This window comes from Actinomadura monticuli, from assembly GCF_041463655.1.
Taxonomy (GTDB): domain Bacteria; phylum Actinomycetota; class Actinomycetes; order Streptosporangiales; family Streptosporangiaceae; genus Spirillospora; species Spirillospora monticuli.
Map to the genome: position 1 here is coordinate 97857 of NZ_JAXCEI010000010.1, position 14470 is coordinate 112326.

The 14470-nt window shown below is 71.0% G+C and carries 15 protein-coding genes; 9 read left to right on the forward strand and 6 right to left on the reverse strand.

Annotated features, from left to right (window positions below; genetic code table 11):
* Positions 1–131: 131 nt before the first annotated feature.
* The 5 genes from SM611_RS22915 to SM611_RS22935 all read left to right on the forward strand — a co-directional run bounded on the left by SM611_RS22915 (position 132) and on the right by SM611_RS22935 (position 5202).
* Positions 132–629: a flavodoxin domain-containing protein gene (locus SM611_RS22915; protein WP_371951937.1), complete on the forward strand. Its 498-nt coding sequence runs from the start codon at positions 132–134 to the stop codon at positions 627–629.
* Positions 626–1492, forward strand: a complete 867-nt coding sequence (locus SM611_RS22920; RefSeq protein ID WP_371951938.1) for a universal stress protein — start codon at positions 626–628, stop codon at positions 1490–1492. Before SM611_RS22915 ends, SM611_RS22920 begins: the two co-directional genes overlap by 4 nt.
* A 113-nt stretch (positions 1493–1605) precedes the next feature.
* On the forward strand, positions 1606–2637 hold the full coding sequence (locus SM611_RS22925; RefSeq protein ID WP_371951939.1) for an Acg family FMN-binding oxidoreductase: 1032 nt from the start codon (positions 1606–1608) through the stop codon (positions 2635–2637).
* Positions 2638–2701: 64 nt separating this feature from the next.
* Positions 2702–4429 carry a sensor histidine kinase gene (locus tag SM611_RS22930; RefSeq protein ID WP_371951940.1) on the forward strand — a complete coding sequence of 576 codons (1728 nt, stop codon included), beginning with the start codon at positions 2702–2704 and terminating at the stop codon, positions 4427–4429.
* Positions 4430–4638: 209 nt separating this feature from the next.
* Positions 4639–5202: a DoxX family membrane protein gene (locus tag SM611_RS22935; RefSeq protein ID WP_371951941.1), complete on the forward strand. Its 564-nt coding sequence runs from the start codon at positions 4639–4641 to the stop codon at positions 5200–5202.
* 475 nt (positions 5203–5677) lie between these two features.
* Here SM611_RS22935 and SM611_RS22940 read toward each other — a convergent pair whose 3' ends face one another.
* The 6 genes from SM611_RS22940 to SM611_RS22965 form a co-directional block, all read right to left on the reverse strand.
* A complete protein-coding gene (locus tag SM611_RS22940) occupies positions 5678–6616 on the reverse strand; it encodes a carbamate kinase (RefSeq protein WP_371951942.1) in 939 nt (312 codons plus the stop codon).
* Positions 6613–7548, reverse strand: coding sequence for an ornithine carbamoyltransferase (gene argF, locus SM611_RS22945; protein ID WP_371951943.1), 936 nt, complete (start codon positions 7546–7548; stop codon positions 6613–6615). The genes SM611_RS22940 and argF overlap by 4 nt, the downstream gene beginning before the upstream one ends.
* Complete coding sequence (locus tag SM611_RS22950) at positions 7545–8759, reverse strand: arginine deiminase (RefSeq protein ID WP_371951944.1); 1215 nt, start codon at positions 8757–8759, stop codon at positions 7545–7547. Before SM611_RS22950 ends, argF begins: the two co-directional genes overlap by 4 nt.
* Positions 8760–8771: 12 nt before the next feature.
* A complete protein-coding gene (locus SM611_RS22955) occupies positions 8772–10139 on the reverse strand; it encodes an amino acid permease (protein ID WP_371951945.1) in 1368 nt (455 codons plus the stop codon).
* A 229-nt stretch (positions 10140–10368) separates the two neighbouring features.
* The gene (locus SM611_RS22960) at positions 10369–11724 is read right to left on the reverse strand and encodes a nicotinate phosphoribosyltransferase (RefSeq protein ID WP_371951946.1); all 1356 of its coding nucleotides are present in this window, start codon (positions 11722–11724) and stop codon (positions 10369–10371) included.
* Positions 11725–11902: 178 nt separating this feature from the next.
* Positions 11903–12040, reverse strand: coding sequence for a hypothetical protein (locus tag SM611_RS22965; protein ID WP_371951947.1), 138 nt, complete (start codon positions 12038–12040; stop codon positions 11903–11905).
* Positions 12041–12255: 215 nt separating this feature from the next.
* Here SM611_RS22965 and SM611_RS22970 point away from each other — a divergent pair, with 215 nt between their 5' ends.
* The 4 genes from SM611_RS22970 (at position 12256) to SM611_RS22985 (ending at position 14412) form a co-directional block, all read left to right on the forward strand.
* Positions 12256–12750, forward strand: a complete 495-nt coding sequence (locus tag SM611_RS22970; RefSeq protein ID WP_371951948.1) for a hypothetical protein — start codon at positions 12256–12258, stop codon at positions 12748–12750.
* A 198-nt stretch (positions 12751–12948) separates the two neighbouring features.
* Positions 12949–13803, forward strand: coding sequence for a universal stress protein (locus SM611_RS22975; RefSeq protein ID WP_371951949.1), 855 nt, complete (start codon positions 12949–12951; stop codon positions 13801–13803).
* Positions 13804–13894: 91 nt separating this feature from the next.
* Entirely contained in the window at positions 13895–14146 is a 252-nt protein-coding gene (locus SM611_RS22980; RefSeq protein ID WP_371951950.1) for a DUF1876 domain-containing protein, read from the forward strand.
* Positions 14143–14412 (forward strand): hypothetical protein, encoded by a 270-nt coding sequence (locus SM611_RS22985; protein WP_371951951.1) that lies wholly within the window; start codon positions 14143–14145, stop codon positions 14410–14412. The genes SM611_RS22980 and SM611_RS22985 overlap by 4 nt, the downstream gene beginning before the upstream one ends.
* Positions 14413–14470 lie beyond the last annotated feature (58 nt).

A 14470-nucleotide genomic window follows, 5' to 3' on the forward strand; every position in this document is an offset into this window, starting at 1 on the left:
CGACGCCCCTGAACAGGACGGCCCCGATCGGTGAGGCTGAGAAGCCAGGAGGCGATCTCGATGGACCGCCGAGTTGTACCGAGCCCGGTCGCGGTCGGTCATGAGCGCGACCCGAACCCGAAGGAGCCGTCATGATCCGAGTGCTGGTGGCGCACGCCTCCGAGCGCGGAGGAACCGCCGAGATCGCCGACTGGATCGGCGCCGCACTGCGCCGGGCGGGTGTGGAGGCCGAGGTGCGTCCGGCCGGGGAGGTCTCCGAGCTGGAGGGGTACGACGCCGTCGTCGTCGGCGGCGCGCTGTACGAGGGGCGCTGGCACCGGGAGGCCCGGCGCTTCGTCCGGCATCACGCCGGCGACCTGGCGCGGCGGCCCGTGTGGCTGTTCAGCAGCGGTCCGCTGGACCGCACCGCGCAGGAACGCGCGATCGACCCCGTCCCGGGCGTGGCCAAGATCGCCGAGCGGCTGCACGCCCGCGGCCACGCCACCTTCGGCGGACGCCTGGCCCCGGACGCCAAGGGGTTCCTGGCGTCGAAGATCGCCAAGCGGAGCGGCGGCGACTACCGGGACCGCGACCAGGTGGCCGAGTGGGCCGCCGGCATCGCCCGCGAACTGCGGAGCGTCACCGTATGAACAAGATCATCGTGGGCACGGACGGGTCGGAGCCGAGCCTGCTCGCGGTCGACTGGGCCGCCGGCGAGGCCGCCCGCAGAGGAGCGTCGCTGCACGTGGTGTACGTCGTCACGCCCTGGCTGTTCGACGTCCCGGACGACCCGGGGGCCGCGCAGGTCCGGGAGCGGATGCTGCACGACGGCCGGGGCATCGTCGACGTCGGAGCGGCGCGCGCCGCCGAGCGGGCGCCCGGCCTGAGGGTGACGGGGGAGCAGGCCGGCGGACAGCCCGCCAAGGTGCTCATCGAGCGGGCCCGGGACGCGATCATGCTCGTGACCGGCGCGCGCGGCAGGGGCGGACTCGCCGGCCTGGTCCTGGGATCGACGGCGATGCAGGTCACCGCGCACGCGCCCGGCCCCGCGGTGGTCGTCCGCGCCCACGAGCCGTCCGAGCACGGCGAGATCGTGCTCGGCGTCGACGGCTCGCCCGCCGGAGCGGGCGCGATCGGGTTCGCCTTCGAGGAGGCGTCCGTGCGCGGGGCCCGGCTGCGGGCACTGCTGGCCTGGACGCATCCCGTCTCCACCGGCCCCGGCGACATGCTCCCGCTGGTCTACGACCGCGAGATCCTCGCCGGGGACGCGCGGCGCCTGCTGGCCGAGTCGCTCGCCGGATGGCGGAGCAAGTACCCCGAAGTGGAGGTGGTCGCCGAGGCCGTCCGCGGCAGGCCGGGCTCGGTCCTGACCGAGGCGTCCGCCCGCGCCGATCTGCTGGTCGTCGGATCGCGCGGGCACGGCGGCTTCGCCGGTCTGCTGCTGGGGTCGGTCGGCCAAGCGATGCTGCACCGCGCCCACTCGCCCGTCGCCATCGTGCATGGAAGCCCCTGAACGCGTGTGGGGCCCGCCAGCACGGACGTCCCGGCGACGGCAGACCTTCGTCCCTGCAGGTTGCCTCGCTTTCCGGGCATGAGTGGGGAGAGCAGACCTGGGAGGGAGTAGCCATGGGGTACAGCGACGGGGTGGGTCCGTCCGATCAGGTTTCGGTGGATGCCCGCAGGGCCGTCGAGGATGCGGTGTGGGCGCCTTCGGTGCACAACACCCAGCCGTGGCGGTTCGGCCTGCACGGGGCCCGGATCAGCTTGAGCGCGGATGCCGACCGGCGTCTGGACGTGGCGGATCCGGACGGCCGGGAGATGCTGATCAGCTGCGGTGCGGCGCTGTACAACCTGAGGTGCTCGCTGCGCGCGCTCGGTTATGCGCCGCGGGTGCGGATGCTGCCCGATCCTGATCGTCCGCACCTTCTGGCGGACGTCGACCTGGAGCCGGGGGAGCCCGCGGATCAGCAGGCCCTGCGTGAGCGTGCCCAGATCCGGCGCCGCCGCACCCATCGGGGCGGATTCCGCCCGGATCCGGTGCCCGCGGGTGTCCTCACCGCCATGCGGTATGACGCCGAGCGTGAGGGCGCCCGGCTGGTCGAGGCGGTGGACGCACACGTCAAGGGGGCCTTGGCGGCCCTGACCGAGGCGGCCGAGCACGTCCAGCAGCGGATTCCGGCGCACACGGCGGAGATGGCCCGGTGGGCGCCTTCGCCCCGGACGGGTCGGGCGGACGGCGTCCAGGAGGGCGCGTACCCGCAGCGGAGTCCGCAGGCCGTCCCGCAGACCGTGCCGCACTTCGCGGACCGCGATTTCGCGCGGGGTCATGGGTGGGGTGTGCAGGTCGCACCGGATGCGCCGGGTGTGGGTGCGGGGGTGGTGGGGTTGGCGCTGCTGCTGGTGTCGGGAGGTGATGCGCCCGCCGACTGGCTGCGTTCGGGGCAGGCGATGCAGCGTCTGCTGCTGAGGGCCGCGGAAGGTGACCTGGCGGTGGCCTTCCACACCCAGGCCCTCGAGGTGCCGGAGTTGCGGGCGTTCATCAGTGCTCGTTTTTGTGGTGGCGGGCATCCGCAGATGCTGCTGCGTCTGGGTGTCGCGGAGGGGGAGGGGCTGGAGTCGGTTCGTCGGCCGGTGGAGGAGGTGATCGAGGCGACATGAGCGGGCGCCTGGTGCGGGTGGCCGGGGGCAGACATCGCGCGCGGGTGCCGGGGATACTGGGGGCATGATCGAGGATTCGGGGTCTGGTGTCGATCGGGCCAGGCTGGTTCTGCCGCAGTTGCAGTTGGATGATCTTCTGTCGGAGTTGCAGGCGCGGTTGGAGGCGGCGCGGGCGACGCGTGATCGTGTGCACGCGTTGCTGGAGGCCGTGGTCTCGATCGGGGGTGAGTTGGATCTGGAGTCGGTGCTGCGGCGTATCACCGAGGCGGCGACCACCCTGGTCGACGCGCGGTATGGGGCATTGGGTGTGATCGGGGAGGAGGGGGAGCGGCTTGTCCAGTTCATCACCGTCGGGGTGGGGGACGGGGGGATCGAGGCGATCGGGCATTGGCCGCATGGGCACGGCATTCTGGGGTTGCTGATCCGTGAGCCGCGCGGGATCCGGCTTCCCGACCTCGGCGAGCATCCCGACTCGGTGGGCTTCCCGGCGAATCATCCGCCGATGCGTACGTTCCTCGGGGTGCCGATCCGGGTGCGCGACGAGGTGTTCGGGAACCTGTACCTGACCGAGAAGGCCGGCGGCGGGGAGTTCGAGGACGACGATGAGGTGGTGGTGACCGCGCTGGCCACGGCCGCGGGCGTGGCGATCGAGAACGCCCGGCTGTACGAGGAGACGCGGCGCCGCGAACGCTGGTTGCAGGCGTCAACGGAGATTTCCACGGCGTTGTTGTCGGGCACCGATCCGCAGGAGGTGACGGCGCTGGTGGCGCAGCGGGCCGGTGAGATCACCGACGCGGGGCTGGCGACGGTGGCGTTGCTGGAGGAGGGCGGCGCGGAGTTCGTGGTGGAGGCCGCGCATGGTGAGGGTGCGGAGCGGGTGGCGGGGTTGAGGGTGCCGCGGGGTCATCCGGTGGCGGGGGTGGTGTTTGAGGAGGGGGTCGCGCGGCGGTTGGCCGATGGGAGTCAGGCGGTCGGGGCGGTGGAGTCTCCGGCGGGGGCGTCGGGGGTGCCGGTCGGGCCGCTGCTGGTGGTGCCGTTGGGGCTCGGCTCCTCGGCGCAGGGCGTGCTGGCGGTGATCAACCCGCCGGGCGGGTCTGTTTTCTCGGAGGCTTCGCAGCGGTTGCTGGAGGCGTTTTCGGGGCAGGCGGCGGTGGCGCTGGAGCTGGCTCGTCGGCGTCGTGATACCGAGCGGCTGGCGCTGCTGGAGGATCGTGACCGTATCGCCAAGGATCTGCATGACACCGTCATCCAGCGGTTGTTCGCGACGGCGATGACGTTGATGGCCGCGATCAAGATCACGCAGAAGCGGGAGGTGGCGGTCCGGATCCAGCGGGCGGTGGATGATCTGGACGACACCATGCGGCAGATCCGTTCGACGATTTTCGCGTTGCAGGCGCCGGTGGACGCCGAATCGCTGCGTAGCCGGGTGCATGCGCTGGTGGACGCCGCCGCCGAGCAGTTGGGGTTTGCTCCGTCGGTGCGGTTGGACGGCCTGCTGGACACCGCCGTCGACGACGACATCGGCGAGCACCTGCAGGCGGTCGTCCGCGAGGCCCTGTCGAATGTGGCCCGCCATGCCCGCGCCTCAAAGGTCACCGTGGCCATCGATGTCGACGACGAACTGCTGCTGCGCGTCGAGGACGACGGTGTCGGCATCACCGAAGGGGGCCGCCGCAGCGGCCTGCGCAACATGGGTGAGCGGGCCGAGAAACTCGGTGGTTCTTTCGCTGCCCGACCGCGTCCAGAGCGCGGGACGGTCCTCACCTGGCAGGTCCCCCTCAACGAGGCCTGAGCAGCGTCACAGACCCGTGAGCCGCCTGTCCGCTGTGCCGGCCGGCTCGATCCATGCCACGGCGAAGGGACGTTCCGGCCCCGCATAGGCCCGTACGCCAGGGACCTTGGTCCCTTCGATCTTGCGCCGAACGGATCTACGGCGCCGGTGGCGGGTGGCGTTGAGTTGGGGGTGGAAGAACCGGCGATGTGATGGAGGGTGAGACGGCGATGGCAGTCTCCGAGCACAAGACGAGTGTGGGGCGGGGCTCTTTGATCCGGGTGGTGAAGCCTGAGCCGCTGACCGAGTCGCCCGCCGCGCGTTATGTGTGGGCCGTGGCGCGGCTGGCGCTGGGCTGGGTGTTCGCGTGGGCGTTCGTGGACAAGCTGTTCGGGCTGGGGCACGCGACCCCGTCGGGTAAGGGCTGGCTGGATGGCGGGAGCCCGACCGAGGGGTTCTTGGCGCACGCTCCCAAGGGCCCGTTCGCGGGGTTCTACAACGATCTGGCCGGTGCGGCGTGGGCCGACTGGTTGTTCATGGTCGGGCTGGCGGGGGTCGGTGCGGCGCTGATCCTGGGCATCGGGATGCGGATCGCGGCGGTCGGCGGCGCGGCGCTGCTGGTCATGATGTGGTCGGCGGTGCTGCCTCCGGAGAACAACGTCTTCATGGACGACCACCTGATCTACGCGCTGCTGATCGTCGGGCTGGCCCTGGTCAGCGCCGGCGACACCCTGGGCCTTGGCCGCTGGTGGGGCAAGACCCCGCTGGTCGAACGGCTCCCCTTCCTGAAGTAGCCGATGGCGATCACCAAGGACGCCCGCCCCCGCGGCGGGCGTCCTGCTGTGCGTCAGCGCGCGGCATCGCCGCCGACGCAAGGCCGGCCATCGGCGACGGGGGGTCAGGTCAGAGCCGACCGTCCCCGCGAGGTGGGTCCTTCGGACGCTCTGCGCCGTCGACCCCTCCTTGGGCTACGAACTGACACGTCGCTTCGCCCGTGTCCTCGTAGAGCGGCTCGAGACGACTCAGTCGCGGATGATGGAACTCTCCGAAGCGATCGCGGATGGCCGTGCCGGCGTTCTCCTCGCCACCCGCGACCAGGTCGACCAAGGACCCTGAGGCGTGACGATCGCGGCCCACGGAGAACACGGATCAGCCCGTCTGGTGCTGTGGATCACGATGTTGCCGCGGCTGCGGCGGGCGGCATCAGGGATGAGGGTCACTGCGCCGTATCGCTGCCGGGGGTGAACATTCCTCCATTTGGAGGCGAGATTACGAGGGTTCGGCTGCGGGATCTCTGTGTCCGTCGTGACCCCGCTTCTCGATTCGAGTGCCCGCGGCGCCGGACAGAAGCGCGGGGATGTCGGTGAGGGAGCCGATGACCGCGACGGCGCCGCGGCGGTGCTCAGCGAAGCGGCACGCGGCCTCGGCCTTGGGACCCATGGACCCGCTCGGCAGATCCATCGCCCGCAACGCCCGGGGGGTGATCTGACCGATGGGTCCGGCGTTCGGGGTCCCATGGTCGTGCATGACGGCCGGCACGTCGGTGAGGAGCAGCAGCATGTCGGCTTTGAGCTGTTCGGCGAGGAGCGCCGCCGTCAGGTCCTTGTCCACCACGGCCTCGACTCCCTGATGCTCCGGGTCCACCGGGATGCCGCCTCCGCCGGCGGCGATGACCAGGCAGCCGTCGTCGACGAGCCGGGCGATGGTGGGAAGCTCCACGATGTCGCGGGGCTCGGGTGACGGGACGACCCTGCGCCAGGCGGCTCCGTCCTGGCGCACGGCCCAGCCGTGCTCGGCCCGCAGCCGCTGCGCCTCGGCGGCCGGGTAGGTGCGGCCGACGAACTTCGTCGGGCGCGCGAACGCGGGGTCGTCCGGGGCGACGACGGTCTCGGTGAGCAGGGCGACGACGTCGCGTCCGGGCAGGGCCCGGCGCAGTTCCCGGGCGAGCCAGTAGCCGATCATGCCCTGGGTCTGGGCGCCGAGGACGTCGAGGGGGTAGGGCGCCGACAGCGCCGGGTCGCCGGCGCTTTCCACGGCCAGCAGCCCGACCTGGGGACCGTTGCCGTGGGTGATGACCAGTTCGTTCCCGGGCGCTGCGGCGGCCAGGCCGCGCACGGCCTCCCGGATGCGCCCGATCTGGACGGACGCGTCGAGCGGGTCGCCCCGGCGGAGCAGCGCGTTGCCTCCCAGGGCCGCGACGATCCTCATCGTTGTCCCTTCAATCGGTCGGTGAGCAGCGCGTACAGGACGGCCTGCGTGGCGGGCAGCCGGTTGGCGGCCTGCCGGAAGGCGAGGGAACGGCCGCCGTCGATGACGCCGGCGGTGACCTCTTGGCCGCGGTGTGCGGGCAGGCAGTGCATGAAGACGGCGTCGTCGCGGGCGAGCGCCATGAGGTGCTCGTCGACCCGGTACGGCGTGAGCGCCTTCCGGCGCCGCGCCTTGTCGTCCTCGGCGTCGCCCATGGACAGCCAGACGTCGGTGTAGACGACGGAGGCGCCCTTGACGGCCTCCGCGGGGTCGCTGGTGAGGACGAAGCCGCCGCCGTTCCGGTCGGCCTCGGTGGCGGTGAAGGCGATGGCCTCCTCCGGCGGCTCGTATCCGGGCGGCGACGCGACGGCGACGTCCATTCCGGCGAGTGCCGCGGCCTCCATCAGGCTGCGGGCGACGTTGCCGCCGTCGCCCACGTAGGCGACGCGATGGCCGCGCAGGTGGCCGAAATGCTCCTGGACGGTGAGGAGGTCGGCGACGGCCTGGAGCGGATGGTGGCCGTCGGTCAGCGCGTTGACCACGGGGATCGGCGCCGCCGCGGCGAGTTCGGCGACGTCGGCGTCGGCGAACGTGCGGATCACGATCGCGGCGGCGTAGGAGCCCATCACCCGTGCGGTGTCGCCGATGGTCTCGCCGCGGCGGAGCTGGAGCTCGTCCGGTCCGACGGCGATGGGGGTGCCGCCGAGCCGGGTCACCGCCGCCGCCGTGGACAGCCTGGTGCGCGTGGAGGGTTTGGCGAAGTACATCGGCACGATGCGGTGGGTGAGCGGGTGACCGGCCGATCCGGGGTCGTCCTGGAAGCCGGTGGCCAGCTCCAGCAGCAGGGTCAGGTCGCCGGCGGTCAGGTCCGTGATCTGCAGGAGGTCCTTCACGGGGTCACCTCGTCACGCTGGAGGGGGCAGCTCATGCAGCGGGGGCCGCCGCGTCCTCGGCCGAGTTCGCCGCCGGGGATGGTGATGACCTCGATGCCGTTGCGGCGGAGCATGGTGTTGGTGGTGACGTTGCGTTCGTAGGCGATGACGACGCCGGGTGCGATGGCCAGGACGTTGTTGCCGTCGTCCCACTGCTCGCGTTCGGCGGCCCGCACGTCCTGCTGCGCGGTCAGCACATGGACGCGGGGCAGGCCCAGCGCACGCGCGATCGCCGGGAACAGCGCCTCGTTCTCGTGGACGAGCACCTCGCGGCCTTGGTCGTGGCCGGGCGACAGGGTGTAGGACCGCAGCGGCGGCAGCTCCGGGTAGACGGTGAAGGTGTCGGGGCCGACCATGGTCAGGACGGTGTCCAGGTGCATGAACGCGCGCCGCTTGGGCAGCTGCGCGGCGATGACGTGGCGTGCCCGGCCGGCGGTGAACAGCCGCTGGGCGAGCAGTTCGATGGCCTGCGGGGTGGTGCGCTCGCTCATGCCGACCAGGAGCAGACCGTCGCCGAGGACGTGGATGTCGCCGCCTTCCAGTGAGGGCAGCGCGAAGTCGGTGCCGGGATACCAGATGGGGGCTTTCTGCTCGGCGAACAGCGGGTGGTGGAGGTAGATCGCGGCGAGGTGGACGGTCTCGCGGCGCCGAGCGGCCTTGGCCATGGGGTGCAGGGTGACGCCGTCGTAGAGCCAGGCGGACGGGTCGCGGGTGAACAGGTGGTTGGGCAGCGGCGGCAGGACGAAGTCGCCGTCGTCGAGTGATGACAGCAGGAGGCTGTGGGAGGGAAGGTCGAGTTCGGCCTTGGTGAGCCCGCCGATCAGGTGGCGCGTCAGGGTCTGCGGGTCCATGCCGTCCAGCGCGTCTCGTACCGGGTGGGCGAGGGTTGGGCCGAGTGTGGTGTCGGATGCGGTCTGGTCGAGGACATGGGTGCGGGCCTGGTCGATCTTGAGGGTCTCGGCGAGCAGGTCGGCGAGGTAGTGGACGTGGATGTCGCGTTCGCGCAGGGTGTCGGCGAACACGTCGTGTTCCTGGCGGGCGCGTTTGGCCCAGAGGACCTCGTCGAAGAGCAGGTCGTCCTTGTTGGCCGGGGTGAGGCGGAGCAGTTCCAGGTCGGGGCGGTGCAGCAGTACCTGCCGCAGCCGCCCGACCTCGGAGGAGACGGTGAACACGGGTTGCCTTTCTCAAGCGGCCTGTGCGGGGGGTTCGGTTTCGCCGGCTTCGACGGCTTGGACGGTGGTGCGCTGGTCGCGGTATTTCAGCCAGGCGTAGACGGGCATGCCGGCGAAGATGAGGAGGGTGCCTTTGTAGACGACTTCGTAGCCGGAGCCGGCGATGGCCCAGATGGTGTAGCCGAAGGCCAGTAGTGCGATGAGGGTGTCGCGGGTGAGGCGGCGGGTGGAGAAGGCGGTGTGGTCGGTGGCCAGCAGGACCAGTTCGGCGAGGGAGGCGTAGGCGTAGGGGATGACGGTGGTGAGGGTGGCCAGCAGGATGATGAAGGTGAATTGGTCGACGAGGCTGGCGTTGTAGTTCATCAGCATGAGTGCGGTGACCAGGATGCTGGAGACGACCAGTCCGACGGTGGGGGTGCCGCGGCGGGTGGTGCGGGCGAATATGCGGGGGAACAGTCCGTCGCGTGCGGCGGCGTAGGGGATTTGTCCTTGGAGCAGGATCCAGCCGTTGAGGGCGCCGAAGGCGCTGGTGGCGGCGCCGATGGCGACCAGGTCGGCGGCCCAGCCGCCGAAGGCGGCGTCGGCGGCGTCGGCGAAGGGGGCGGTGGAGGTGGCCAGTGCGGCGGCGGGGACCAGGCCCAGGACGGCGAGGGTGCCCAGGATGTAGATCAGGGCGGTGACGGTGGTGCCGGCGAGGGTGGCGCGGGGGACGGTTTTGTGGGGGTCTTTGACGTCCTCGGCGGGGACGGTCGCCGATTCCAGGCCGATGAAGGCCCATAGTGTCAGGGCGGCGGCCGCGGTGACCGCGCCGAATGCGCTGTCGCCGCTGGCGTTGAATTCTCCGAAGTTGGCGGATTTGATGAAGAACAGTCCGCCGATGGCGATGAGGAGTAGTGGTGCCAGTTTGATGATGGTGGTGGCGACTTGGACGGCGCCGCCTCCGCGGATTCCGTAGGCGTTGATCGCTGTCAGTAGCCAGATGGCGGTCAGGCCGACGCCGGCGGCCAGGATCTTGTTGTCGCCCAGTTCGGGCCAGAAGTGGGCGAGGTAGCCGACGAACGCGACCGCGATCGCCGCGTTTCCGGCCCAGACCGCGATCCAGTAGCCCCAGGCGGTCTGGAATCCGACGAAGTCGCCGAAGGTGCGGCGTGCGTAGGCGTAGGGGCCGCCGGTCTTGGGGTGGGCGCGGGCGAGGCGGGCGAACACCAGGGCCAGCAGCATCGCCCCGGTCGCGGTGAATCCCCAGGCGACCAGGCTGATCGGGCCGTACTCGGCCAGCGAACTGGGCAGCAGGAACACACCAGAACCGATCATGTTGCCCACCACCAGGGCCGTGGCCATCCACAACCCCAGTTTCCGGCGGGCCGGTTGCGCTTGCATCAGCGCCTCCTCTCATCGGCGGCGTGAGGGCCGCGATCTCAGCTGATCACTGCGTCGCCATGCCGGGCGCCGGGCGTCCGTCCCAAGATCGGCGGACCAAAGTCCTGCCTGGCCAGCCGGACCCACGGCAACCAGCTGCCGACGTTCCCGAACCCCTGGCCGTCCTGGACGTCTGCCTGGAGGGGGCGATCACCATCGCCTGAACGGGCGTCCCGCGAGGCCACGGTGTTCAGGACACCACGCCCCGCCGGGACCGTGCCGCCTCCTCCGTACGGGAGGCGAGTTCCGAGCGGAGGCGGTCCCGGCAGCGCTGGAGCTCCGGGCTGAGGGTGACGGTAACGGTCTCGGGATGGCGGAGCCGGGTGACCTGGTCGGGCAGGGCGGCGACATCTGCGGCGCGCCGGTCGTGGGCGGCCGTCAGCGACTCCGTGCGGGCGATCCGGCGCCCGGCCTTCATGACGGGGAGGAGCAGGGGCTCCATGCCCGCGGGGGCGTCCTCGTCCCGGAGCGTGACGAGGTCGCCCGACGGTCCCCGGTACACCTGCTTCGCACCGGGGGCGTTGACCTTCCCGGCGGAGAGTTTCATCACCGGCCTGTCCGCGTAGGACACGAGCTTGTAGGCGCTGTCGAGATAGGGGGCGTCTGCGGACACGCCCATCCTCGTGCCCACCCCGTAGACGTCGATCGGTGCCCCGGAGGCGGCGAGTTCGGCGATCCCGTACTCGTCCAGCCCGCCGCTGGCCACGATGCGCGTCCGCGTCATGCCCGCCTGGTCCAGCAGGCGCCGAGCCTGGAAGGCCAGGGCGCCCAGGTCCCCCGAGTCGAGGCGGATTCCCGCGAGATGCGCCTGCCCCGCTCGGCGGGCCGCGCGGATGGCCGCTTCGACGCCGCCGAGGGTGTCGTAGGTGTCGACCAGCAGGGTGGTGCGGTCGGGGAAGTCGGTGGTGAAGGCCGCGAAGGCCGCGGCTTCGTCGGGGAACGCCTCGACGTAGGAGTGGGCCATGGTGCCCGCGGCCGGAATGCCGTATCGGCGGGCGGCCTCGACGTTGCTGGTGCCGGCGAAGCCGGCGATGCGGGAGGCGCGGGCGACGGCGATCGCGGCGTCGATTCCCTGGGTCCGGCGGAAGGAGAAGTCGATGACCTGCGCGCCGCCCGCCGCCCGCACACATCGTTCGGCCTTGGTGGCGATGGTGGTCTGGAAGGTGATGTGGTTCAGCAGGACGGTCTCGACCAGCTGCGCTTCGGCGATCGGTGCCGTGACCTCGAGCAGGGGCTCGCCTGCGAACACCACCCGTCCTTCGGGGATCGCCCGGACGTCACCGGTGAAGCGCAGTCGCTCCAGCGCCCGGAGCGCCGTGTCGTCGAAACGCTGCTCCGTCGCGAGGTAGTCCAGATCTTCCTGAGTGAAGCGGTAGTTCTCCAGGAACGACAGGCAGTCGGCCAGCCCGCTCGCGATCAGGAAGCCGCGGCCGGGCGGAAGGTCGCGGACGAAGAGGCTGAACGTCGCCGGCCCGGTCATGCCGCGGCGCAGGTAGCTCGCCGCCATCGTCACTTCGTACAGGTCCGTCAGGAGTCCACCGGCCATCAGACTCAATCCTCACTCTTCGAGTGGGCTTCTCTGCCGCCCCGTCCTCAGGGGTACGCCTCCGAACCGGATACCCGTCGGTGCTCGCACCGCGACGACGCGGCCGGACATGATCCTGATCCGTCCCCCAAATGGTTCCACCGTCCACAGTGCCCACAGAGGGACCTTTGTCCCGTAGTCACTGCTCGCCGGCCGGGCACTCCAGCATGTCCTCCTGCATGCGGCGACGCTGGAGGTGAGCGCGGGCTTCCACACCCAGCCGCTGGAACCGCCCTACCTGCGGGCGGCGGTACGCCGCGACCTGGTCTGCGGGCACCCTCAGATGGTGGTGCGCCTCGGCCACGCGGCCTGCCGCGCCGGCCCCAATTCTCTGGATCATGAACTGCGGGCCCTTCGTCCCTCAAATCAGGACCTCCATCCCTATTCGCGTGCGGCTCCAGCCGCGACGCTGGATGTACGCGACGGCAACGGCCCGCGCGATGGGGCTGACCGCACGACGACCGGGGCGTCGGCAGGGAAGGTTGAACAACCATGACCGGCACAGGTGTTGGCACAGTCGATGCAGCCCCGTTGGAGGGGCGGTTGCGAGAGCATCACCGGCGTTGCCTGCCGGCGTTGGGCAGGCTTCGCCTTCTGGCGAAGGACGGCTGGGAGGCGGACGTCGATGTCCACGCCGCCACCGGGGAGGTCATGGTCGAGTTGGGCGCCGCCGGGGCGATTCTGCTCGATGCCCTGTCGGGAAGCGTCCGCCGTGATGCCCTCGAGCATTTTCTGGGCTGCCGCGTCAACCGGCTCAAGGTCGTTGCCGAACATGCCGCCGCAACAGCCGAAACCGGAAACCTGCCGATGCTGCGACGTCTGCTCTATCAGTTCCATGCGCTCGCCGAAGCGATGTGGAAAGTTCAGCTGGGACTGCAAACGCATAAATCGCGTCCCATGATCGAAATCGGGTCGGCTTTCAGGGCGCCGGTGCGCGGGCGACCTCATACGGCGGCGCGTTCGCTCACGCGGTCGAACGCCGGCTGATGCAGGCCCGAGGGGGCTGAGGCTCAGTGCCGCCGCGAGCACGGGCGCGACGGTCGGTCGGTGAACGCGACGCTCAATCCGGCCCTGCGGTGTCACCGGGGGCTCCACACCATGCTGGACCTTGGTCCCTTGCGACCGGCTGCCGGCGCTCATCAGTGTGGAAGTGGCTGTGGAACATGCCTGATCGTTGGAGGAGCCATGTCCGCACCGATCGTTGTGGGAACGGACGGATCCGGCGCTGCGGAGCGTGCCGTGGAATGGGCGGCCGCCGATGCGGCGCAGCGCCACCGGCCGCTGCATATCGTTCACGCGGCGCAGATCTGGCCGTATCAGGTCCGCCGGTTCGTCCCGCCCGATGAGTCGGAACGCGTGTCACGTGCGGGCCGCTCCGTCCTGCGGAAGGCCGAAGAACACGTGCGGACGCACTGGCCCGAGCTGCGGGTGACGACGGCGCTGCTGGTCAACGCGGCGCCGGACGCACTGCGGGACGAGTCGAAGAACGCGTTCGAGCTGGTCGTCGGCCAGCGCGGCCACGGCGGCTTCGCCAGCCTCCTTCTCGGTTCCGTGAGCCTTCGCGTGGCCGGGCATTCGTCCGTGCCGGTCGTGGTCGTTCGCGGGGAAACGCGCACTTCCCGCGGGGAGGTCGCCATGGGGTACGCCATGGAGGGCGAGGAGGGCGATGTGCTGGAGTACGCATTCGACGCCGCCGCCGTCCGCGGGGCACGGCTGCGCGTCGTGCACGCCTGGCAGATCTCGGCGAGCCTCGCCGAATCCGGATATCCCCTCGACGAGGACCGGATGAGTGACGAGCGGCGTGCGAGGATCATCGCCGCCTACGCCCCGCTGTACGAGCGGTATCCGCTGGTCGAGGTGGTGAACGAGGTGCTCGTCGGGCACCCGGTCTCCGCCCTGTCCGCGGCGTCGCGGGCGGCCGATCTGCTCGTCGTCGGCGCGAGCGGTCACCGGTGGGGCGTGCCGGGCCTCGGCTCCGTCGGACACGGCGTGGTCCATCACGCGGAATGCCCGGTCGCGGTCGTCGGCCGGTCCCGGTAGGCGGGCAGGCCGCAGGGGACTTCCGGCCCTGCCTCGCCGGCCGCCGCTTCTGAAGGATGGAGAGGGAAGCGGCCAGGCGAAGGAGGTCGTCATGGAGGCCAAGCAGTGGAGCGTGGAGCTCTACATCAGCGAGGACGGCACGGACACTCTCGCGCGCGCGGTCCTGTTCACCGGTGGCGAGAAGAAGCCGGTCGGGTACGGCCGGGCGCGCCGTAACCCGGTCGACCGCGAGGTCCCGGAGATCGGCGAGGAACTGGCCGCCAGCCGGGCCTTGGCGGACCTCGCCGATCGGCTGCACGGAGTGGCCGGCGAGGACATCGCGCAGTTCGCCGGTCCGGCATGAGGACCGGGGGCGGCGCCACGGCCGGGCCTCCGGGTCCGGCCGTATCGGCCAGGCGGGCCGGGCGGCGCCGGTATCTCGTGCTGTCCGCCTTCGGCGCGGCGGCCATGTCGGGCGCCATCTCGCTGGGCGCGCCCGCCGAGGTCGTGCTGTGGACCGCTGCCGGCTTCACCGGCGTCCTGCTGGCGACGGGGGTCCTGATCGGCCTGGACGCCTTCCGCCCCACGAAGCAGGCCAATTCCACGTCTCACCGGACTCCTGCGAAATAGCCGATGCGGGTGACGGGAAACCGAGGGCCCGGAGACCGATGGAGGGAATTCGCGCTGC

Coding starts and splice junctions, on each gene's coding strand:
- SM611_RS22925 (WP_371951939.1), top strand. CDS start 1,606: ATGGGGTACAGCGACGGGGTGGGTCCGTCCGATCAGGTTTCGGTGGAT.
- SM611_RS22940 (WP_371951942.1), bottom strand. CDS start 6,616: ATGAGGATCGTCGCGGCCCTGGGAGGCAACGCGCTGCTCCGCCGGGGC.
- SM611_RS22960 (WP_371951946.1), bottom strand. CDS start 11,724: ATGGCCGGTGGACTCCTGACGGACCTGTACGAAGTGACGATGGCGGCG.
- SM611_RS22935 (WP_371951941.1), top strand. CDS start 4,639: ATGGCAGTCTCCGAGCACAAGACGAGTGTGGGGCGGGGCTCTTTGATC.
- SM611_RS22915 (WP_371951937.1), top strand. CDS start 132: ATGATCCGAGTGCTGGTGGCGCACGCCTCCGAGCGCGGAGGAACCGCC.
- SM611_RS22980 (WP_371951950.1), top strand. CDS start 13,895: ATGGAGGCCAAGCAGTGGAGCGTGGAGCTCTACATCAGCGAGGACGGC.
- SM611_RS22955 (WP_371951945.1), bottom strand. CDS start 10,139: ATGCAAGCGCAACCGGCCCGCCGGAAACTGGGGTTGTGGATGGCCACG.
- SM611_RS22985 (WP_371951951.1), top strand. CDS start 14,143: ATGAGGACCGGGGGCGGCGCCACGGCCGGGCCTCCGGGTCCGGCCGTA.
- SM611_RS22970 (WP_371951948.1), top strand. CDS start 12,256: ATGACCGGCACAGGTGTTGGCACAGTCGATGCAGCCCCGTTGGAGGGG.
- SM611_RS22930 (WP_371951940.1), top strand. CDS start 2,702: ATGATCGAGGATTCGGGGTCTGGTGTCGATCGGGCCAGGCTGGTTCTG.
- SM611_RS22975 (WP_371951949.1), top strand. CDS start 12,949: ATGTCCGCACCGATCGTTGTGGGAACGGACGGATCCGGCGCTGCGGAG.
- SM611_RS22920 (WP_371951938.1), top strand. CDS start 626: ATGAACAAGATCATCGTGGGCACGGACGGGTCGGAGCCGAGCCTGCTC.